The sequence below is a fragment of the Halorussus sp. MSC15.2 genome, from assembly GCF_010747475.1.
Taxonomy (GTDB): Archaea; Halobacteriota; Halobacteria; order Halobacteriales; family Haladaptataceae; genus Halorussus.
Genome location: NZ_VSLZ01000003.1, coordinates 133321 through 153599, shown reverse-complemented (window position 1 = coordinate 153599; position 20279 = coordinate 133321). Strand labels below are relative to the sequence as shown.

Sequence of the window (20279 nt, the reverse complement as noted above, 5' to 3'; positions counted from 1 at the left end):
AAGAGTACCCCGTTCGCGCGGGCCGTAGTCGCGGGCGCGCTCGTCGGCGTCAGCCTTCGTACGCCGACCCGTCCGGTCGCTTCGCGCCCTCGGAGTCGTGGACCACGACGCCCTCGTCCGGGTCGGCGGGTTGGTACTCGTCGCGGACCCCGATGGCCTCCGTCAGTTCCCGGACTGCTCGTTCCTTGAGCGCCGCCGCGAGGTCCTCCGCTCGCTCACGAGAGATATCGCGGCCCAGTCCCTCGCACTCGTGGGCGCGGACCATCCCCGACTCGTCCACGGCCTCGCCCATCGGTTGACTCGTCCCGCCGAGCGCGACGGAGAAGGGGTAGGTCTCGCAGATGAGCGGTCGGTCACCGTGGACCGAACAGGCACCCGTTCCGTCTTCGGTCTCCTCGTAGAACGTACAGTCCCCGCACGCATCGGTCTGGAGCGCCCACTCGAAGGTCTCGCCCGCAGGTTCAGTTTCGTCTCTATCGGCGGTACCTCCGCTCTCCGAACTGTCTCCGCCCTCAGCGGTTTCCAGACCGTAGGGCATCGGCCGGGCGACGTCCCGCCAATCGTAGTCGGTCGCGTCTTGCAACTCCCGCACTTCGTCGGGGAAGACGGTCGCCGTGTGGGGGTCGTCAGCCTCGCTGTCTCGCGGTTCCTCCGCTCGACTCTCCGCGGAGCGTGGCTCCGCGCTCTTGCAGCACGCACCGCACCGGGTACACTCGAAGCCGATGGACTCGATGGCGTCGGCGAGGTCGGCGGTGTCGAGGTCGCGTGCGCGTTCCAGTTCCGCTTCGAGACTCTGCACGTCGGAAGGTTAGTCCTCGCGGGCAAAAGGGTGTTTATCGGCCCGACTGCGGTACCGCCGCAGTAATTGGCGGCGACGAGAGCGAGCGAGTAACTGTCGAGGATTGATTCGACGCAGTGGAACCCGCCATACACGCACCGATTTGACGACTGCTGTCGCTTGGGGAGTAGCGTGCGTTAAAATTGTAGAGTTGAGATATCGGACGGCCGGCGATTACGTAATCGCCGACCGTCCAATCCGGCTTACTTTCGGGTCAGATTCGTCGCGCGCGGGCCTTTGTCGGCCTGCTCGATGTCGAACTCGACTTCCGTTCCCTCTTCGAGGTCGGGACCGCCGATGTCCTCCATGTGGAAGAAGACGTCTTCCTCCGAATCGTCGCTGTCGATGAAACCGTAGCCGCCTGTGTCGTTGAAGAAGTCAACCGTACCGTTTGCCATTACGAATATACAGAGAGGCCGACCGGGTATAAGACTTCTGAGAGTACCAGTACCACACCTCGCGGTACCGTACCGATTGCGCTCGGTACGATGACCGTTCGACTGGCCGCTCGTCAGTCCTCGTCGGGGAGACGCGCTAATTCGCCGTCCCACTCGACTTTCCCCTCGACGGCCAGTTTCTCGAGGTGGGCGGCGACGGTGCTTCGGGCGAGGTCCCGGACGCCCGAGAGGTCCTTCTCGTAAGCGGCGTCGAGGACGTCGTCCAGCGCGGCCGCACCGCCCCGGACCGCCGCGAGGACCTTCGCTTCCCGGTCGAGTCGATGGCGAATCAGGCGCACGGTTTCCCTGCGTGGGTCGTCGATGGCGGGACCGTGTCCGGGGAGGAGTCTGTCGGGATTACGGGCGTAGAGTCGCCGGAGCGAGGTCAGGTAGGCGCGCAGGTCGCCCTCGTCCGCGCCGACGACCACGCTCCCCTCCGAGACGACGAGATCGCCCGTCAGCATCGTCCCGTCCGCCACGAGCGCGACGTGGTCGGGCGCGTGACCCGACGTCGCCACGACTTCGACGCCCGCGACTCTCGTTCCCTCTCTGAAGGTCCGGTCGGGCGCGACGCCCGTCGCGCGCTCGAAGCGCGCTTCGCGGCCCGCTCTGGCCCAGACCGTGGCGTCACAAGCGGACGCGTAGTGGGCGACCCCGCCCACGTGGTCCGGGTGCGTGTGCGTGACGAGAATATGGCCGACGTTGCGCGATTCGACGGCGGCGTCGAGTTCGTCGGTTCGACCAGCGGGGTCCACGAGAAGCGCGTCTTCGCGGCCGAGGACGTAGGCGTTCGTGGCTCCCGTCGGTGCGAGCGTCTCGGTGGGGACCGAGACGCGATGGGGTTCCATATCAGAGGCGTCGCACGCCGACGAAAAAAGGATGGTCGATTCGGCAGTCGAGACCACGGTCGATGCGTGGTCGGTCGAACGGCCGGGCGGTCGACTCTGCGGCGATAGCAGTCAGCGGTTCAGGAAGTAGACCTGCTTCCGAGCGTCTTGGAAACTGTAGCGCGAGTCCACGAGGTCTTCGTCTTCGAGGCGGTTCAGGGCGTACCGGACGGTACGGTCGGGCAGCAGCGACTCCTCGGCCAGTTGACCTTGGGAGAGCGGGGCGTCGGTCTCCAGCACCTTCGCGACGAGTTTGGCGCTCGGGGGGAGTTCGCGCAGGCGGTCGCGGAAGTCGTCGGATAATTGCTCGGTTACGGGTGGCTCGTCCGTGGTCGTACTCATATCTATGCCACGCCGGAACGCACTGGTAAAGCTTGGCTATATGCACATCTGTACACTCTATACTCCTTAAGGACATATTATTTCACCTTAAACGCACTTTCGCGGCTCTGACCGACCAAACGTTACGTCGGTCGAGGGCGAACGTCGCGCATGGAGTCGATTCCCGAAGAGTTCAGCGACCTGTTCGAGCGCGAGACGTTCGCTAACTTCGCGACCCTGATGGGCGACGGCACGCCGCAGGTGACCCCGGTCTGGATAGACCGGGACGACGAGGACCACCTGCTGGTCAACACCGCGCGCGGCCGTCAGAAGGTGCGCAACGTCGAACGGGACCCGAAGGTCGGTCTCTGCGTGATGGACCCCGACGACCCCTACAGGTACGTCTCGGTTCGCGGCGAGGTCGTCGAAGTGACCGAGGACGGCGCTGTCGAACACATCGACGAACTCGCGCGTCGGTACATGGACGTCGAGGAGTACCCGAACCACGGCGAGGAGTCCGGCCCGCGAGTCGTCGTCCGGATTCGGCCCGACCGGGTGGTCACGAACGGCGAGTAGCGTTCGCGGCGACTGCTACGGTCTCAGGTGGTCGGTCTCCGGGTTCGCGCCGTGGCGGTTGTACCGCCCGAGCAGACACTTGCAGTCGGGGCAGTGGACCACGACGAACCGCCCTCGCTCGTGGCGGGCGAGGTCCTCCGGGTCGAGGTGTCGCCCGCATCCTTTGCAGGTCGTCATGCGTGTTCCGAACGACGTACGACTCCGACGCACAAAGAGATTGTAGTGGCGACTGTCGTGGCGTATCTTCGACGAAGACGGCGACGTCGTCGATGGGCCGCGTCGAGATTGCTCCCTCGCGGCCCCGATGAGCGGTGGCCGACAGGACAGTCACGAGACGCTTCCAATACCGTTTTAGTCCCCCCGCGAACTACAATGAAACGAGAAGCGTGAAAGGAGCGGAGTGGTACCAGACCGACGAAGTCGCCGAGGAGTACGAAGAGAAGCGATTCTCTCGCGGAGGACGACTCATCGACCGCCGCGAGAAACAGGCCGTCCTCGACGCTATCGGCCCGCTAGAAGACAAGAAAGTGCTAGAGATAGCCTGCGGTACGGGCCGCTTCACGGTCATGTTGGCCGAGCGCGGTGCCGACATCGTGGGTCTCGACATCTCGGCGGCGATGCTCCAACAGGGCCGCCAGAAGGCACAGAGTGCCGGTGTCGCGGACCACTTGGAGTTCATGCGCGGCGATGCCGGTCGTCTCCCGTTTCCGGACGACCACTTCGACACCGTGTTCGCCATGCGGTTCTTCCACCTCGCGGACACCCCTGCGACCTTCCTCTCCGAGATGCGTCGGGTCGCCAAAGAACAGGTCGTTTTCGACACGTTCAACGCCAGAAGCACCCGGAGCGTGTACAACTGGCTGCTGCCGATGGGGTCGCATCTCTACACCCGGTCAGACGTGGAGAAACTGCTCGACGACGCCGACCTCCGACTCGTGGACGCCGAACACGACTGGATACTCCCCTACGGGTTCTACCGGAAGATTCCCGGAGCCATCGCGGACCCGATTCGGGACGTCGACACCAGCATCCGCGATTCGCCGGTCGGCGACTACTTCGCGTCGGTCTCGTACTGGAACGCGCACGTCGAGTGACCGGGTCCCGCCACCGACGATTTCTAGGAGACACGGCCGAACCCCGGTAACGACCTTTAAAACTTGGCGACGACCGAACGAAGGCCGAACAGTTTTTAAGGCTCCGGCAGGAGATTCGGGGGTATGGAGCTATCCGTGGTGGTACCGACGCTCAACGGCCGCGAGAGCCTCGCGTCGTGCCTCGACGCGCTTGCGGCCCACGCCCCGGAGGCGGAGGTGGTCGTCGTCAACGGCCCCTCCGCAGACGGGACCACCGGGATGGTACGCGACCGAGACGACGTGGACCTGTTGCTCGAAGTCTCGGACCGAAAACTCAACGTCGCGCGCAACGCGGGTCTCTCGGCGGCGACCGGCGACGTCATCGCACTGGTCGGGCAGGACCACGTAATCGAACCGTCGTGGTACGACGGAATCGCGGCGGGTCTCGCCGAGGCCGACGTCGTCACCGGTCCGGTCCATCGGTCGGTTCGCGCGGGCGTGACGACAGAGTCCGAGGAGTGTCGGACCATCGACGGACGGGAAGTGACCTACTTCGACGGGGGGAACGTCGCGTTCACGCAAGAGACCATCGAAGCGATGGACGGGTTCGACGAGTATCTGGAGACGGGCGGCGCGCGCGACTGCGCCCACCGACTCGCCGCGAGCGGCCGGGAGGTCGTCTGGTCGTCGGACGTGTCGGTGACTCGTATCGACGAGGACGACGACCGGGACTGGGGATGGAAGTACCGCGCGCTCGCCTACCGACTCGTGAAGAACTACGGGTTTCGGCCGGGGGTCGTTTACCGGACGCTCCGTGACGCGGTCTCGGACGCCCTCTCGACGGCGACCGACGTGATTCGCGGCGACGAGACGCCCTCCGGATGGATGGCCAGCGGCAAGCGCGTGACCAAGAGTATGGCCGTGGGTTGCAAGGACGGTCTCAAGGCCAGATTCGGAGACCGGAGCGAGGCCCGGAATCCGAACGGTCTCTCCGTGCGGGCAGACCGAGCGGTCGAACGCTACGATTGGCGAACCGACCCCGAGCAGCGAGAAGAACCGACCCAGTAGCGGACGCTTCGACCGCGTTCCGCGACAGCGAGTCTTCCCAGTATCGGTCCGTCACTAGCGCTATCTCTCCATCGACTCGCTCGACCGGACTAATACGGCCGGTATCGGGGTTATTTCAGCGGTTCGAAACGGTTACAACTATCAGTTAGAGTATAGGTGAAACGGTTGGGAACGAATACATCGCTTATGAAGGTGGTCGTGGTATTCTCGGTCGATGGTAGGCGGACCCGCTACGTCGATGAACTCCGAGCGTATCGACCACTCGTGCGACTTGCTCGGTAGCGCGTATCGTCGGTGTGTTATCTACGTCTTACGAGACGACGGTCCGACGGGTCTCGACGAACTCGCCGACGCAGTCGTCTCCTCGGACCTCGCGGAAGACCGAACGCGAGCCATGGCCTCGCTCGTCCACACTCACCTCCCGAAACTGGCGGAGTACGACGTGATAGCGTACGACGACCCGGAAGACGCCGTCTGGCTCACCGACGGCGTCGAGGCGCTCGAACCGTTTCTCACGGTCGCCGCCCGACAGGAGACCGACGGCGAGCAACTGGCGTCTCCGGGCTACGACGTTCCGGACGCCACCGCGAGCAACGCCCCGGATTAGGTACCCTCCCGGTTGCGGACGCGGTCGTGCCACTCCTCCAGTCGGTCGCTGCCCCAGTACCGAATCTCCTCGCTCCGAGCGTCGTAATCGGCGACGCCCGCGTCCACCAGTTTCGGGACGTGAACGTGGTGGAGCGTCGAGAGGACGCGGTCGCGGTCGGGTCGTTCTCCCGGCCGTTCGGCCCGCTCGCTGGCAAGGTGGTCCGCGAGTTCATCGCGTGTCGCGGCCTTCCCCGGCGCGTCTCGGAGATAGCGCAGTATCACCCGTCGGTCGGCGTGAGCGAGCAACTCGAACGTCGCGTCCAGCGAGAGCGACACGCCGTCCACTGGGCGGTCGTCGTTACGAGACTCCCCGTCGTCCGCTCCGTTTCCGGACATCCGCTTACGCCTCGGAGGACGAACGAGCGCCATCGACTAAGACGTTTTCCCGCACGACGTGGCGTGCGTCGGCCGCGTGGTTCGCGCGAGTCAGAAGTCGCCCGGCAGCGAGTCGCCGAGAACGCGTCTGGCGTTCTTGTCGAAGACCTTCCGCATCGCGTCCTCGGGCACGTCGAGCGTCAGAATCTCCATCACCGCGACGTTCGGGTGAGAACTCGGGGCACCGCTTCCGAACAGCACTCGGTCGGGATGTTCCATCACCGCTCGCTCCAACAGGTCCGGTACCGGACGTAACTCGTGTCGAGATAGCAGTCGTCGTTGCGTTCGAGCAGGTCCACGGCCTCGGTCATCAACTCCCGGTTCAGCGGGTGGCCGCCGAAGTGAGCGAGAATTACGGGGAACGACCGCGAGAGCAGGGCGTCTTCGGCCGCGTCCGGCGGGAACTGCTCGCCACCGTGGACGAGAACGGGCAGGCCCACGTCCTCCAACCGGTCCAGCGTCTCGTCGTCGGGCAGGCCGTCCTCGGCGGGGTTCAGCTTGAATCCGTGGAATCGGTCGTCGTAGGCGTACTGCTCGACGTCCTCCGGCGAAGTGTGGTGGTCTTTCCGGCGGGCGGCGAGGTTGCGCAGGCGAGAGGACGCACGTTCGCCCGGGTCTCGCGGGCCGTTTATCCGGGCGAAGGTGAGGAACGGTCGGTCCACGCTCCGTCGCGCCACGGCGTTGTTCGCGCTCACGTAGCTCCCCCCGTCGCGCGTGCCCGGGAACACGACCGAGCGTACGACACCGGCCTGATTCATCTCGCGCTCCAACCTGTCGGGACTGATGGCCCGCCCGCGGGTCTGAATCCCCCCGGCGTCGGCGTTGAGTCTGGCGTGTACGTCCACCACCCGGAACCGATGCTCCAACTCCAGCATTGGGAGTTGGTTTGGAACTACCCTATTTCTCAGTGTCGGTTGCGCTCGGTCGGCCGACAGGTCGCCGGTCGGAGCGTTGGCTTCGTGCGCACGTCGTGACTGCGACGACGGTCTCGGTAGTTCTGACGGATAGACGGCGAGAGAGAAACAGTAGATAGTGGCACAGGGTTTTCATTCAGCGCTGTTCCTGAAACCTAAGTCGGCGAGTCGGTAACTACAGATGCGAACGGAGTGCGCCCTACTACGAGGTGTCCTCGAAATCCTTGACGAGGACCGCTGCCGTTGCAGTAAGCCCGGCGACGACGACAGCCAGCGGTGCTTGCGCGCCGACTGATTCGCCAGCGGCAACCGAACCAATCGTGTACGCGATTGTGGCGGTAACAAGGGTGAGAAGACCTAAAAACTCCCAGTGGCGCTCTCCCGTAGTTAGTAACCGATAAGCAGTTCGGCCGGTGTTGCTCTCTTGAGGCATACGTCTGGATTGTCGTTTGCCCCAATTAGTTCTTTTTGTGTCAATTGTTCAGTCGACGGACGACTGTGGATTCTCCACTCTACTTACCGTGGTTTTCACGGACGACTCTGAACGAGGAAACCGTATTATCAGCAACTACTGCAAAGAGCAGTGCGAGACCTCGGGACCGCATCTACACCCCGTCGAGAGGTCGTACGCGGTCACCGACCCCGAGCCTCTCGGCCACGATTATTCGAGGTCGAAGCGGTCGTTGGTCGTGACCTTGTGCCACGCATCCACGAAGTCTTCCACGAACTTCTCCTCCTCGGCCGCGTAGACATCAGCGATGCTCCGAAGTCGGGAGTTCGACCCGAAGATGAGGTCGACCCGACTGGCCTCCCACTCGACCTCGCCGGTCTCGCGGTCGCGCAGTTCGTAGACCTCTTCGGAGCCGGAGGCTTGCTCCCACTCGTAGTCCATGGAGAGCAGGTTCACGAAGAAGTCGTTACTCAGGGTCTCCGGCTCGTCGGTGAAGACGCCGAGGTCCGAGTCCTGATAGTTCGCGCCCAGCGCGCGCATGCCGCCGACCAGCACGGTCATCTCGGAGGCCGTCAGGTCGAGCAGGTCGGCGTGGTCGACCAGCATCTTCTCGGCCGCCACGTCGTACTCGCCGCCGAAGTAGTTGCGGAACCCGTCTACCTCCGGCTTGAGTACCTCGAACGATTCCTCGTCGGTCTGCTCCTGCGTGGCGTCGGTGCGGCCGGGTTCGAACGGAACCTCGACGTCGTACCCGGCGTCCGCCGCGGCCCGCTCGACGGCCGCGTTGCCGCCCAGCACGATGAGGTCGGCGAGCGAGACGCGCACGTCGTCGTCTCGGGAGCCGTTGAAGTCCTCCTGAATCGCCTCGTAGGTCTCCAGAACGGTCTCCAGCTGGGCGGGCTCGTTGACCTCCCAGCTCCGCTGGGGTTCGAGGCGGATGCGAGCGCCGTTCGCGCCGCCGCGCTTGTCACTGTCGCGGTACGTCGATACCGCCGCCCAAGTGGTCTTGACCAGCTGGGAGACCGACAGCTCCGAGTCGAGGATGTCCGCTTTGAGTTCGGCCGCCTCCTCGTCGCCGATGAGGTCGTAGTCGGCGTCGGGGAGCGGGTCCTGCCAGAGCATGGTCTCGTCCGGCACGTCCGGGCCGAGGAATCGTTCCGGCGGTCCCATGTCGCGGTGGATGAGCTTGTACCACGCGCGGGCGAAGGCTTCGAGGAACTCCGGCGGATTGTCGCGGAAGTTCTCGATAATCTCCCGGAATTCGGGGTCCCGCTTGAGGGCGACGTCCGTCGTCATCATCATCGGTGCGTGCTTCTCGGACGGGTCGTGGGCGTCCGGCACGGTGTCGTACGCCTCCTCCTCGACCGGCTGCCACTGCTTCGCCCCGGCGGGACTCTCCGTCAGCTCCCACTCGTAGTCGAGCAGATTGTCGAGGTAGGAGGTGTCCCACATCGTCGGCCACGCGTTCCACGCGCCCTCGATACCGCTCGTGGTCGTGTCGGAGCCTTTGCCGGAGTCGGTCCAGCCGAGACCTTGGTCCTCGATGGGGGCCGCCTCGGGTTCGGGACCCATGTCCGAATCGTCGGCACCGTGGGACTTCCCGAACGTGTGTCCGCCCGCGATGAGCGCGGCCGTCTCCTCGTCGCTCATCGCCATGCGGCCGAACGCCTGACGAATCCGCTCCGCCGATTCGAGCGGCTCGGGATTACCGTTCGGTCCCTCGGGGTCCACGTAGATGAGTCCCATCACGGTGGCGCCGAGCGGTTCCTTGAGTTCACCGTCCTCGTCGATGCGCTGGTCCTGCGGCGCTTCCCACTCTTCCTCGGGACCCCAGAACACGGCCTCGTCGGGTTCGAACTCGTCCTCGCGGCCGCCGGCCCAGCCGAGCGTCTCCATGCCCATCGATTCGAGGGCGACGTTTCCGGCCAGAATGATGAGGTCGGCCCACGAGAGCTTGCGGCCGTACTTCTGCTTAATCGGTTCGAGAAGTCGGCGCGCCTTGTCGAGGTTCCCGTTGTCGGGCCAACTGTTGAGCGGGGCGAAGCGCTGAGTCCCGCCGGACGCGCCGCCGCGGCCGTCCACGGTGCGGTACGTGCCGGCGGCGTGCCACGCCATCCGGATGAAGAACGGTCCGTAATGGCCGTAGTCGGCGGGCCACCAGTCCTGCGACGTCGTCATCAGGTCCTTGAGGTCCGCCTTCACCTCTTCGAGGTCGAGCTTCTGGAACTCCTCGGCGTAGTCGAAGTCCTCGCCGTACGGACGACGTCCTCCGTGTTCTGGTCGAGAACGTCGAGGTTCAACTGGTTCGGCCACCACTCGTGGTTGCGTCCTCGCATTATCGAGTCACCTCCGAGAGGTGGTCGTTCGCACCGGAGAAATCGGTCGATTGCGCTTCGTAGTCGGCGTCCGTGGTAGACGCTTCAAATTCGCCTACGTCGTACTTGGAGATATTGTCTGACATATTCGGGGTTCGCTCATCCGGTTGGAGGAACCGCTATTACAAAAAAAGCAGGTGGTCTTAGCCCGACTTGGATTCCACGAACTACAAAATATTTTCCCATAATAGAAAACACCGCGTGATACTGTCGCACGGCGACCACGTCGCGGTCGGAACACATACGCGAATCAGACTGCTTCCGGGAACGGAGAAAAAGTTATATAGAAGTTCAAACATCTTATAGACGGGGAGTAACCATGGCAGAATCACAGTCCGGACAGCGACGCATGGGCGGCAGACCGATGTTCGTCCTCGCGGAGGACACCGAGCGAACGCAAGGGAGAGACGCGCAGTCGTCGAACATCTCCGCCGGAAAGGCGGTCAGCGAGGCGGTGCGAACCACGCTCGGGCCTCGCGGGATGGACAAGATGCTGGTGACAGACACCGGCGACGTCACCATCACGAACGACGGCGCGACCATCCTGAGTACGATGGACATCGAACACCCCGCGGCCCAGATGATAGTCGAAGTCGCGGAGGCACAGGAGGACGAGGTGGGTGACGGCACGACGACGGCGGCGGTACTCGCGGGCGAACTGCTCTCGAAGGCCGAAGACTTGCTCGACGACGACGTCCACCCGACCACGATAGTCGAGGGGTACGCGCAGGCCCGCGACATCGCCGTGGAGGCCATCGACGGTCTGGTCCTCGACGACGAACTCGACGACGACCTGTTGCGGGACGTGGCCGAGTCCAGCATGACCGGTAAGGGGACCGGCGACGTGACCACGGAGAAACTGGCCGACGCCGTCGTACGGGCGGTCCGCCACGTCGAAGGCGACGAGGGCGTCGTCCGCGACAACGTCCGCGTCCACACTCAGACCGGCGCGTCGTCGTCGGCGACCGAACTCGTGGAGGGCGTCATCAGCGACGCCGAGGCGGTCCACGCGAACATGCCCGGCGAAGTCGAAGACGCCACGATTGCGGTCGTGGACGAGAAGTTCGGCGTGCGCGAGACCGAGATAGACGCCGAGTACAACGTCGAGAGCGTCGACCAGTTGACCGCCGCCATGGACGCCGAGGACCGCGAACTGCGGGAGTACGCCGACGCGCTCTCCGGAGCGGGCGTGGACGTGGTCTTCTCGACCGACTCCATCGAGGACCGCGCCGGAGCGTACCTCGCCGACGCGGGCATCCTCGCGTTCGAGAACGTGGACGACGACGAGGCGAAGGCCATCGCCTCCGCCACCGGCGCGGGTCGGACCTCGAAGGTCGCGGACATCGAGGACGCGGACCTCGGCGAGGCCGAGACGGTCCGCGTCCGGACGTTCGGCGACGACGACCTCGCGTTCGTGGAGGGCGGCGCGGCCGCCGAAGCGGTCACGATGCTCATCCGGGGCGGGACCGACCACGTGGTGGACGAACTCGACCGCGCGCTGGAGGACGCCCTCGACGTGGTGACCGCGGCGCTCGACACCGGCGGCGTCGTGCCGGGCGCGGGCGCGACCGAAATCGCCGTCGCCAATCGCGTCCGCGAGGAGTCCGCGGGCGTCGAAGGCCGCAGACAGCTCGCTGTCGAGGCGTTCGCCGACGCGGTGGACGTGCTCCCGCGGACGCTCGCGGAGAACACCGGCATGGACCCCATCGACGGTCTGGTGGACCTCCGCGCCGGGAACGAGGACGAGGAGGGTCGCGCCGGAATCATCGCCGAGGGCGAACACGGTGAAGTCGGCGACCCAGTCGAAGCGGGCGTCCTCGACCCCGTCGCGGTCAAGCGCGAGGCGGTCGAGTCGGCGACCGAGGCCGCGACCATGATAGCCCGCATCGACGACGTCATCGCCGCCGAGTAGGCCTCGACTGCAATCTTTTTCGTTCCCTCGACCGCGGTATCCTCGTTCTATCGCCGAGTCCGCGGTGCCGTCTCGACGGTCCGTCGCTCGTCCGTCTCCTCGGCGTCACCACGTCTCGTGTCGCCGTCACGTCTCGACCTGTAACGCGCGTACAGCGCCAGACCGACCGCCCCGAGACCCGCGAGCGCGACGCCGGTCAGACTCCGACGCTGAGAGGCCGCGGTGTACGCGCTCGTCTCCGAGACGTGGCGGTCCACGTCGCCGCGCTCTTCGAGGTCGCCGGTCGGCGCATCGATGTTGTTCAGCCCGTCCGTGCGCGCAGGGGTCTCCTTCTTCTGCATCGGGACGAACAGTTTCTCCATGACGGTGTCCAAGAGGCCCGACGCGTAGTAGCCCAGCGCCGCCATCCCCTTGGCACCCCCGCCGACGTACACGTCTCGCTGGGGGCGCTCCGCGGCGTCGAGAATCGCCCGCGCCACCGTCTCCGGCGAGTAGATGGGCGGCGGGAGCGTCGCCTCCTCGTCCATGTAGTTCTTCGCGTGGTCCGGGTACGGCGTGTCGATGGATGCCGGTTTGACCAGTGTCACCGACACCGGGGCGTTCTCCTGCTCCAGTTCCATCCGCAGGGCGTCGGTGAACCCCTCGACGGCGTGCTTGGACGCCGAGTAACTCCCCTGAAGCGGAAGCGCGCGGTCGGACGCGACGCTCCCGACGTTGAGTATCGCGCCCCCGCGTTCTTTCAGGTGGTCGGCGGCCTCCAGCGACCCGTACAGCAGTCCCCAGACGTTGGTCTCGAACTGCTCGCGCATGTCCTCGACCGGCGTGTCCGCCAGTTTACCGTAGAGGAACGCGCCCGCGACGTTGACCCACGTGTCGAAGCCACCGTAGGTCTCGCGCGCCACTCGTGCGATTTCGCGCACGTCGTCGCGGTCGCGCACGTCGGCGACGACGTAGGTCGCCTCGCCGCCGCTCCGGGTGATTTCGTCGGTCAACTCCCGCAGTGCGTCCTCGCTCCGCGCCGCGAGGACCACCCGCGCCCCGCGGTCGGCGGCCATTCGGGCGGTCGTCAGGCCGATGCCCGAGGACGCGCCGGTGATAACCATCACCTGCTCCTCGACGGGTTTCAGATTCACACTCATTGCTCTCGAGCCTCCTACGAGGACGACGAGACGCTTAATCTCGGTGGCTGTCCCCGTAAGCGCTCAGCGCAGTTGCGCCCCCTCCGGGCAGACCTCGGTCCGGTTCGGCAGGACACCCGCCGCGCCCACGGCGAACACCGTTTCGCCGACCATCGCCATGCTCGCGGCCCCGCCCGCCGCTTCGACCGCTTCGACCGCCTCGCGAACTTCCGCGGTCGGCAGGCCGATGGTCTCGGCGAAGTCCCACGCGTCGCGGGTCAGACGCGCCAGCGAGGGGTCGTCGGGGAGCGCGTCGAGGGTGGCCGACCCCTCCCGCGCGACGGTGGCCATCAGGTCGTCGTCGGCCAGCGCCTCCTCGGTGGCGATGGGACCGAAACTGGCGTACTCGATGGGGGTCTCGCGGTCGTACTTCCGGGGGTCGCCGCCGTCGCCGACGACCAGACCGCCGCGGTTCTGGACGAACACGTCGCCGAGACCGGTCCCGGCCTCGACCTCCGCGCGATGGGCGACTTCGACCAGTTCGTCGCGGGAGCGGCCCAGTCCGAACTCCGCGTTCGCGGCGATGGCGGTGGCGAGGGTGGCGGCCCCGCTCGCGCCGAACCCGCGGCCGATAGGCACCTCCGGGGTGAGGTCCACGCGGGCCGCGACGCCGAGTTCACGGAGCGCCAGTTCCACGGGTTCGAAATCGGTCGGTTCACCGTCCACGGTGACGACGACTCGCCGCCATTCGGTTCGTCGGAGTCCGGTCCGTCGGCGTCTCGTCGGTCGGCGTGGGTCACGTCCGCGAGGACGCCGTCCGCGATGGCCACGCTCGCGCCCTTCGACCGGTCGGCGGTCTCGGCGGGCGCGAAGACGGCGGTGACGCTTCCGGGGGCGAACGCTCTCATGGCCGGAGATAGGTCGGAATCCCTTTTGAACCCTCGGGACGCGTCGATGGCCGAGCGGTTCGCCGACGCGGACCTGTACCGGGACGGTTACCACGGTAACGAGAGTTCACTCAACCGTACGGGATAGCTTAGCTATCGACCTGCGGTTCTGCGGCGAGATACACAATCGCTGCCTCGTGGAGGGCAGGGTTGGGCATCGCGGCAGGTCGGGCCTCCTGAACGATACCGAGTGCGTCGCGGAACGGCCGATTCTCCTCGGCGGCGAGTGTGGTCGCAATCAGCGTGCTACTCCGCGAGATTCCGGCCTTGCAGTGAATCAACACAGAGCCGTCCCGGCGGTAGAGGGTCCGAGCGGTATCGACGGCCGCTGCGAACGCAGACCAATCGTTTCCGCGACCGTCGATTAGGGGGCGATGGTGAGTGGTCAGCGGGCACTCCTCGTCGGTGGCCGATAACACGAACTCGAACGACCGGTCGTGGCCTTCGGGATGGGCCGCGAACGTATTTCCGAGATACAGATTACGGCCGCCGATTCGTCGAACCACGGGACCGTCCTCGACGTATCCCTTGGGTCGAACGACTGCCAACGCTTCCCCCTCCTCGTGGCAATTGACTGTCTCGTCCGGTTCCACCTCCGGGTAGAACGTCTCACCGATATTAAAACTACACAATGGCTTCATGCGAATGGACTGCCATGGGGTTTCGACGCCCCGCTCCGGCGGACGACTGACGAGTAGCAACATTTGTATCCGCTCCTCTAGAACTCAGACCAATGACCGCGTTCTTCGACCGACTCGCCGACCGAATCGCCGAAATCGACAGCATCGTGTCGGTGGGACTGGACCCCGACACCGACCGCCTGCCCGACGAGGTCCGCGACGCCGACCTGCCGCGCTGGGAGTTCAACCGCCGAATCATCGACGCGACCGCCGACCACGCTGCGGTGTTCAAGCCCAACGCCGCGTTCTACGAGGACGCCGACGGGTGGCGGGCGCTGGAGAAGACGGTCGAACACGCCCGCGACGCCGGGGTTCCGGTCCTGCTCGACGCCAAGCGCGCCGACATCGGCAACACATCTCGACAGTACGCGAAAGTGCTGGACTCGGTGGACGCCATCACGCTCAACCCCTTCCTCGGTCGGGACGCGCTCGCGCCGTTCCTCGACCGCGAGGAGGCAGGCTGTTTCCTCCTCTGTCGGACCTCGAACCCCGGCGGCGCGGACGTGCAGGAACTCGAACTCGCCGACGGCGACCTCGTCTACGAGCGCGTGGCCGACCTCGCCAGCGAGTGGAGCGCGACCGGAAACGGGAACGTGGGTCTCGTCGTGGGCGCGACCACCCCCGACGAACTCCGCTCGGTCCGCGAGCGCGTGCCCGACCTCCCGTTTCTCGTCCCCGGCGTCGGCGCGCAGGGCGGCGACGTCGAGGCCGCCGCGACGCACGCCACCGCGGCGAACGGCGCGGGACTGGTCAACTCCACGCGGGGCATCATCTTCGCCGGGGAGGACTCCGAGGCGGCCTTCGACGAGGCCGCCGAGGCGGCCGCACGGGACCTGAAGGAGCGCCTGAACGAGTACCGATAACCCTAATCGACGTGAGTCCGAACGACCGACCGTGAGCACAGAGTCCCGTATCTCCAGTCGCCCCATCTTCGCCGCGGTGGCGGTCGTCGTCGTCCTCGTGGCAGGCGGTATCGGCGCGGTCGTCGGCGCGTCCGGTCAGGAGCGCGCCGTGACGATGGACCTGTTCGGCGTGGTCTCGTTCGGCATGACGCCGCTGTCGATGGCCACGTTCGGCATGCTCGTGACCGCCAGCACGCTCGCGGTCCTCTTCACCCTCGTCAGCGTCGCGTCCCGGTACGACGACGAGGTGAGCGAACAAGTCTGACCGACGACCAACGCGGACGACGGGCGAGTCACGAACTGTCGAAACGTCCTTCTGGCCGCGCTCGCGGTCAGGGAGGGCAACGACGCCGCGCTCGATTTCTACGAGTCCGAATCGATGGAGCGGTGCGGATACCTCGCCGAGACGGAACTCCGGGCCTCGTCATTCGATTCGCACTTCGTCGCCGACCGAGACGCCGAACGCCTCGTCGCCTCGGCCGCGGTTGACCGCCAGTTCGACGTTCCCGTGACTGCCGACAGTGACGAGACGTTCGCCCACCCCGACTTCGGCGTAGGCCCGCGCCACGGGCGCGGAATCGCCGTTCGCGGTCACCTCCGTCCGGCCGTCGAGCAGTTCGCCGGGGAGGTTGGTGACGGCGTTGCCGAACCCGTCCACGACGAGAATCTCGCCGACCGCGGTTTCGCCGTCGAGTTCGGGGTCGGGGAACCGGAGGTCGTCGTACTCGTCGGTGGGAACGATGTCGTCGCGCTCGTGGAACTCCGCGACGCCCGCCTCGTGGATTTCTGCCGCTGCGGGCGCGAATACGTCGCGTCCGTGGAACGTCGTACTCTCGGTGTCGGCGTCGTCGTACTCCACCTCGAAGAGTTCGACCTCGGCGTCGTCGCTCTCGGCGCGTGCCGCGAGTTCGCGGGCCGCCGGGAGCAGGACGCCGTTGTCCGGTCCCACGAGCGCGTGGTCGCCCGCCCGGACCGCGAGCGCCGCGCGCTCGGTGCCGACGCCGGGGTCAACGACGACGAGGTGAACCGCGGGCGGGAAGTACGGGAGGACCTCACGGAGCCAGAACGCCGCGGTCCGCACGTCCTGCCGGGGGAAGTCGTGGCCGACGTCAACCAGTCGCGCGTCGGTTCGCTGTAGCATTACCCCCTTCATCGCGGCGGGGTAGGGCGTTCCGAAGTCCGATGTGAGGGTTATCATATCTGGCAGTTCAGTGTCGGTTCAGTAAAAGCGATTGGAACACCGGCCTTCGAAACGCGCAGGTAGAAGACGGTTCTCTCGGTTCGTTCGACAGCGGTGCTGCGGACTCCTACCATCACGTCCGAGCGTGCGACGGGGTCACCGCCGTCGAACTGTGGCTCACTGATTGGTTCTGGCGTTCCACTCGCCGCCGAGTTCCGCCCGGGTGTGCGTCTCGAAGGTCCCGCGCTGGAAGACCGTCACGCGCCCGGTCTCCTCGCTCAGCGTCAGCGTCGAGACGACGTTCGGGCGCGCCGACGTGTCGAGCGCGCTCATGTGACGCGCCCCCATCCAGTCCTCGTAGTCGGCGATTTCCGCGCTCGGCGTGTCGGAACGGTCGGATTGCAGGTCCCGGAACCGCACCATCTGGCGCTGAATCACGTCGTCGACGCTGACGACGACGGCCCCGTCCCGGGTTCGGGCGACGTCGCATGCGGTTTCGTAGAAGCAATCCAGCCTACCGCAGACGGTCCGACACCGGTCCACCGGCCAGTGGTTGTTCCCCATCGGGTCGGCGAACTCGGCGACTGTCGGCCCGGTCACGACGGCGACGTAGAGACCGGGGCCTTTCACGTGCCGTGTGTCCCACTTCTCGAACTCCAGACTGATACCTTCGAGCGCGAAGACGAGACAGTCGAGCAGTTCTCGAACGTTGGAGTGTGACTCGTACTCGATTCGGAGGTCGCCGTAGTCCATGTAGCGTCTATCGGACGAACACGCATAATCGGCGTGCCCGTCGAAACGCGTACCGCTCGCTTACTCGCCGTTACTGTCCGAGTCGCTCACGCGCTGAATCCGCTCCAAGCCGCCGGTCTCCTCCACGACTTCGACCACGGCGTCCGGAACCAACTTCTCCCAGTCGCCGCCTTCTATCATCCGGTCGCGGACTTCCGTGCCCTCCAGCACGTCGCGGTTGTACATCGGCGACTGGCGCACCTCGACGCCCGCCTCTTCGAAGAGTTGGATGACGAGCGGGTTGTTCGAGTACGCCACGTCGAAGTCGGGACTCATGCTCTGGACGTGGCTGACCCAGACCGAGTTCCGGTCCAAGTCCTCGATGGGCACGGCGTAGGTCACGAGGTCCGAGTCCACGAGCGACTTGGTAATCATCATGATTCGCTCGCCGGCGGTGAACGGGTCGTGTTGGCTGTGGGAGTCGCCTGCACTCCCGATACCCAGCACCAACTCGTCTACTTCCTCGGCGATGCTCTGGACCACGTTGTGGTGGCCGTTGTGGTACGGCTGGAAGCGACCGATGTAGAACCCGCGAGTCATACCTATCGTTGCGCCGTGAGGTTTTATAAGGGTGGCGAGACGGAGCGTACGGCGGAAACGAACTTCTCGGCGGCTCTCTCTACGGATTCGGCGTGGCCTCTGCTGGCGAATCGAGGGAGAAAGTATATCAGTTCTCCAGCCCTCATTCCAGATACGCACAGGACAGCTCTATGAGTAAGGACACCGATAACGAAGCTCCGTCGCCGGAGCAGACGACCGAGCAACAAGACTCGGGATTCGAGGACCTCGGGAGCGACGTCGAACCCGACGTCGAAGACGAGGCCGCGGTCGAGGACGATCTGCTCGGCGGACTGGAGATCGAGAGTACCGACGAAATCGAGATTCCAGACCGACTGGTGGACCAGGTCATCGGGCAGGACCACGCTCGTGACGTGGTCCAGAAGGCGGCCAAGCAGCGCCGCCACGTGATGATGATTGGGACGCCCGGGACGGGCAAGTCGATGCTGGCGAAGGCGATGAGCGAACTCCTGCCGAAGGAGGACCTTCAGGACGTTCTCGTCTACCACAACCCCGACGACGGTAACGAACCCAAAGTTCGGACCGTTCCGGCCGGGAAGGGTGAACAGATAATCGACGCACACAAAGAGGAAGCCCGCAAGCGCAACCAGATGCGGTCGTTCCTCATGTGGGTCATCATCGCCATCGTGGTGGGTTACTCGCTGCTCATCGCTACCCGGCCGCTGCTGGGTATCCTCGCGGCCGGCGTCATCTACCTCGCCTTCCGCTACGGGTCGCGAGGGAACGACGCGATGATTCCGAACCTGCTGGTCAACCACGCCGACCAGTCGGCCGCGCCGTTCGAGGACGCCACGGGTGCCCACGCGGGTGCTCTGCTGGGCGACGTGCGCCACGACCCCTTCCAGTCCGGCGGGATGGAGACCCCGAGCCACGACCGCGTCGAGGCGGGGGCCATCCACAAGGCAAACAAGGGCGTGCTGTTCGTGGACGAGATTAACACCCTCGACATCCGGTCCCAGCAGAAGCTGATGACCGCGATTCAGGAGGGCGAGTTCTCCATCACGGGCCAGTCCGAGCGCTCCTCGGGCGCGATGGTCCAGACCGAACCCGTCCCCTGCGACTTCATCATGATTGCCGCGGGGAACATGGACGCGATGGAGAACATGCACCCGGCGCTCCGGTCGCGCATCAAGGGGTACGGGTACGAGGTGTACATGGACGACACCATCGACGACACCCCGGAGATGCGCCGGAAGTACACCCGGTTCATCGCTCAGGAAGTCGAGAAGGACGGCCGCCTGCCCCACTTCAACGAGGAGGCGGTCGAGGAGGTCATCCTCGAAGCCCAGCGCCGGTCGGGCCGCAAGGACCACCTCACGCTGAAGCTCCGGGACCTCGGCGGACTCGTCCGCGTGGCGGGCGACATCGCCCGCGCCGCGAACAAGGACTACACCGGTCGCGAGGACGTGCTGCAGGCCAAGCGCCGGAGTCGGTCCATCGAGCAACAGGTCGCCGACGACTACATCGAACGCCGCAAGGACTACGAACTCACCGTCAGCAAGGGTGAGGTCGTGGGCCGGGTCAACGGTCTCGCCGTGATGGGGCAGGACTCCGGTATCGTCCTGCCCGTGATGGCCGAGGTGACCCCCTCGCAGGGACCGGGCGAAGTCATCGCCACCGGTCAACTCAAGGAGATGGCTCAGGAGGCGGTTCAGAACGTCTCGGCCATCATCAAGAAGTTCAGCGACGAGGACATCACCGAACGCGACGTTCACATCCAGTTCGTGCAGGCCGGACAGCAGGGCGTCGACGGCGACTCGGCGTCCATCACGGTCGCCACGGCCGTCATCTCGGCGCTGGAGGACATCCCGGTCGCGCAGGACCTCGCCATGACCGGGTCGCTGTCGGTCCGGGGCGACGTGCTCCCGGTCGGCGGCGTCACGCACAAGATAGAGGCCGCCGCGAAGGCCGGACTCGACCGCGTCATCATCCCCGCGGCCAACGAGGACGACGTGATGATAGAGGAGGAGTACGAGGAGCAGATAGAGATTATCCCCGTCTCCCACATCAGCGAGGTCCTCGACGTGGCGCTCGCGGGCGAACCCGAGAAGGACGGTCTCGTGGACCGCCTCAAGAACATCACCGGCTCCGCGCTCGAACACGACGTCGGTCGCTCGGGCACCGGCAGTCCGAGTCCCCAGTAACGCCGTACTGGTTCCTCTTCTTTCGATTATCGCGACTCGCTCGGAGCGACAGCCGTGGTTCG

The 20279-nt window shown here is 65.6% G+C and carries 22 protein-coding genes and 2 pseudogenes; 9 read left to right on the top strand and 15 right to left on the bottom strand.

What is annotated here, in order from left to right:
• Window positions 1-49: 49 nt before the first annotated feature.
• From FXF75_RS12065 to FXF75_RS12050, 4 genes are all read right to left on the bottom strand, one after another.
• Window positions 50-799, bottom strand: a complete 750-nt coding sequence (locus tag FXF75_RS12065) for a YkgJ family cysteine cluster protein (RefSeq protein WP_163522135.1) — start codon at window positions 797-799, stop codon at window positions 50-52.
• Window positions 800-1041: 242 nt separating this feature from the next.
• A complete protein-coding gene (locus tag FXF75_RS12060; protein WP_163522134.1) occupies window positions 1042-1236 on the bottom strand; it encodes a cold-shock protein in 195 nt (64 codons plus the stop codon).
• 113 nt (window positions 1237-1349) lie between these two features.
• On the bottom strand, window positions 1350-2123 hold the full coding sequence (locus FXF75_RS12055) for an MBL fold metallo-hydrolase (protein WP_163522133.1): 774 nt from the start codon (window positions 2121-2123) through the stop codon (window positions 1350-1352).
• Window positions 2124-2234: 111 nt separating this feature from the next.
• Complete coding sequence (locus tag FXF75_RS12050) at window positions 2235-2504, bottom strand: helix-turn-helix domain-containing protein (protein ID WP_163522132.1); 270 nt, start codon at window positions 2502-2504, stop codon at window positions 2235-2237.
• Between the two features lie 150 nt (window positions 2505-2654).
• Between FXF75_RS12050 and FXF75_RS12045 the strand changes: the two genes are divergently transcribed.
• Complete coding sequence (locus tag FXF75_RS12045) at window positions 2655-3059, top strand: PPOX class F420-dependent oxidoreductase (RefSeq protein ID WP_163522131.1); 405 nt, start codon at window positions 2655-2657, stop codon at window positions 3057-3059.
• Between the two features lie 15 nt (window positions 3060-3074).
• Here FXF75_RS12045 and FXF75_RS22135 read toward each other — a convergent pair whose 3' ends face one another.
• Window positions 3075-3236, bottom strand: a complete 162-nt coding sequence (locus FXF75_RS22135; RefSeq protein WP_205427530.1) for a hypothetical protein — start codon at window positions 3234-3236, stop codon at window positions 3075-3077.
• A gap of 209 nt (window positions 3237-3445) precedes the next feature.
• Here FXF75_RS22135 and FXF75_RS12040 point away from each other — a divergent pair, with 209 nt between their 5' ends.
• The 3 genes from FXF75_RS12040 (at window position 3446) to FXF75_RS12030 (ending at window position 5807) form a co-directional block, all read left to right on the top strand.
• On the top strand, window positions 3446-4153 hold the full coding sequence (locus FXF75_RS12040; protein ID WP_163522130.1) for a methyltransferase domain-containing protein: 708 nt from the start codon (window positions 3446-3448) through the stop codon (window positions 4151-4153).
• Window positions 4154-4276: 123 nt separating this feature from the next.
• Complete coding sequence (locus FXF75_RS12035; RefSeq protein ID WP_163522129.1) at window positions 4277-5200, top strand: glycosyltransferase family 2 protein; 924 nt, start codon at window positions 4277-4279, stop codon at window positions 5198-5200.
• Between the two features lie 214 nt (window positions 5201-5414).
• The gene (locus tag FXF75_RS12030) at window positions 5415-5807 is read left to right on the top strand and encodes a hypothetical protein (RefSeq protein ID WP_163522128.1); all 393 of its coding nucleotides are present in this window, start codon (window positions 5415-5417) and stop codon (window positions 5805-5807) included.
• Here FXF75_RS12030 and FXF75_RS12025 read toward each other — a convergent pair.
• From FXF75_RS12025 to katG, 4 genes and pseudogenes are all read right to left on the bottom strand, one after another.
• A complete protein-coding gene (locus tag FXF75_RS12025; protein WP_163522127.1) occupies window positions 5804-6184 on the bottom strand; it encodes an ArsR family transcriptional regulator in 381 nt (126 codons plus the stop codon). The genes FXF75_RS12030 and FXF75_RS12025 overlap by 4 nt on opposite strands.
• A 90-nt stretch (window positions 6185-6274) precedes the next feature.
• A pseudogene (locus FXF75_RS12020) lies at window positions 6275-7098 on the bottom strand (amidohydrolase family protein).
• Between the two features lie 241 nt (window positions 7099-7339).
• Window positions 7340-7570 (bottom strand): hypothetical protein, encoded by a 231-nt coding sequence (locus FXF75_RS12015; RefSeq protein WP_163522126.1) that lies wholly within the window; start codon window positions 7568-7570, stop codon window positions 7340-7342.
• Window positions 7571-7798: 228 nt separating this feature from the next.
• A pseudogene (gene katG, locus FXF75_RS12010) lies at window positions 7799-9924 on the bottom strand (catalase/peroxidase HPI).
• Window positions 9925-10312: 388 nt separating this feature from the next.
• On the opposite strand from katG, the gene thsA reads away from it, so the two are divergent.
• The gene (gene thsA / locus FXF75_RS12005) at window positions 10313-11875 is read left to right on the top strand and encodes a thermosome subunit alpha (protein WP_163522643.1); all 1563 of its coding nucleotides are present in this window, start codon (window positions 10313-10315) and stop codon (window positions 11873-11875) included.
• A 47-nt stretch (window positions 11876-11922) separates the two neighbouring features.
• Here thsA and FXF75_RS12000 read toward each other — a convergent pair whose 3' ends face one another.
• Window positions 11923-13014, bottom strand: coding sequence for an SDR family oxidoreductase (locus FXF75_RS12000; RefSeq protein ID WP_163522125.1), 1092 nt, complete (start codon window positions 13012-13014; stop codon window positions 11923-11925).
• Window positions 13015-13077: 63 nt separating this feature from the next.
• Window positions 13078-13719 (bottom strand): GHMP kinase, encoded by a 642-nt coding sequence (locus FXF75_RS11995; RefSeq protein ID WP_309221806.1) that lies wholly within the window; start codon window positions 13717-13719, stop codon window positions 13078-13080.
• A gap of 96 nt (window positions 13720-13815) precedes the next feature.
• On the opposite strand from FXF75_RS11995, the gene FXF75_RS11990 reads away from it, so the two are divergent.
• A complete protein-coding gene (locus FXF75_RS11990) occupies window positions 13816-14028 on the top strand; it encodes a hypothetical protein (RefSeq protein ID WP_163521992.1) in 213 nt (70 codons plus the stop codon).
• A gap of 1 nt (window position 14029) precedes the next feature.
• Here FXF75_RS11990 and FXF75_RS11985 read toward each other — a convergent pair whose 3' ends face one another.
• Window positions 14030-14533 carry a dual specificity protein phosphatase gene (locus FXF75_RS11985; RefSeq protein ID WP_309221805.1) on the bottom strand — a complete coding sequence of 168 codons (504 nt, stop codon included), beginning with the start codon at window positions 14531-14533 and terminating at the stop codon, window positions 14030-14032.
• 140 nt (window positions 14534-14673) lie between these two features.
• Between FXF75_RS11985 and pyrF the strand changes: the two genes are divergently transcribed.
• Window positions 14674-15483: an orotidine-5'-phosphate decarboxylase gene (gene pyrF / locus FXF75_RS11980; protein ID WP_163522123.1), complete on the top strand. Its 810-nt coding sequence runs from the start codon at window positions 14674-14676 to the stop codon at window positions 15481-15483.
• A 31-nt stretch (window positions 15484-15514) separates the two neighbouring features.
• Window positions 15515-15787 carry a hypothetical protein gene (locus FXF75_RS11975; protein ID WP_163522122.1) on the top strand — a complete coding sequence of 91 codons (273 nt, stop codon included), beginning with the start codon at window positions 15515-15517 and terminating at the stop codon, window positions 15785-15787.
• 159 nt (window positions 15788-15946) lie between these two features.
• On the opposite strand, the gene FXF75_RS11970 is transcribed toward FXF75_RS11975, so the two are convergent.
• The 3 genes from FXF75_RS11970 to FXF75_RS11960 form a co-directional block, all read right to left on the bottom strand.
• Window positions 15947-16720 (bottom strand): S-adenosyl-l-methionine hydroxide adenosyltransferase family protein, encoded by a 774-nt coding sequence (locus tag FXF75_RS11970; protein WP_163522121.1) that lies wholly within the window; start codon window positions 16718-16720, stop codon window positions 15947-15949.
• A 159-nt stretch (window positions 16721-16879) separates the two neighbouring features.
• Window positions 16880-17455 carry a diadenylate cyclase gene (locus FXF75_RS11965; RefSeq protein ID WP_163522120.1) on the bottom strand — a complete coding sequence of 192 codons (576 nt, stop codon included), beginning with the start codon at window positions 17453-17455 and terminating at the stop codon, window positions 16880-16882.
• Window positions 17456-17515: 60 nt separating this feature from the next.
• Window positions 17516-18034 (bottom strand): nicotinamide-nucleotide adenylyltransferase, encoded by a 519-nt coding sequence (locus tag FXF75_RS11960; protein ID WP_163522119.1) that lies wholly within the window; start codon window positions 18032-18034, stop codon window positions 17516-17518.
• A gap of 170 nt (window positions 18035-18204) precedes the next feature.
• Between FXF75_RS11960 and lonB the strand changes: the two genes are divergently transcribed.
• Window positions 18205-20217: an ATP-dependent protease LonB gene (gene lonB, locus FXF75_RS11955; protein WP_163522118.1), complete on the top strand. Its 2013-nt coding sequence runs from the start codon at window positions 18205-18207 to the stop codon at window positions 20215-20217.
• Window positions 20218-20279 lie beyond the last annotated feature (62 nt).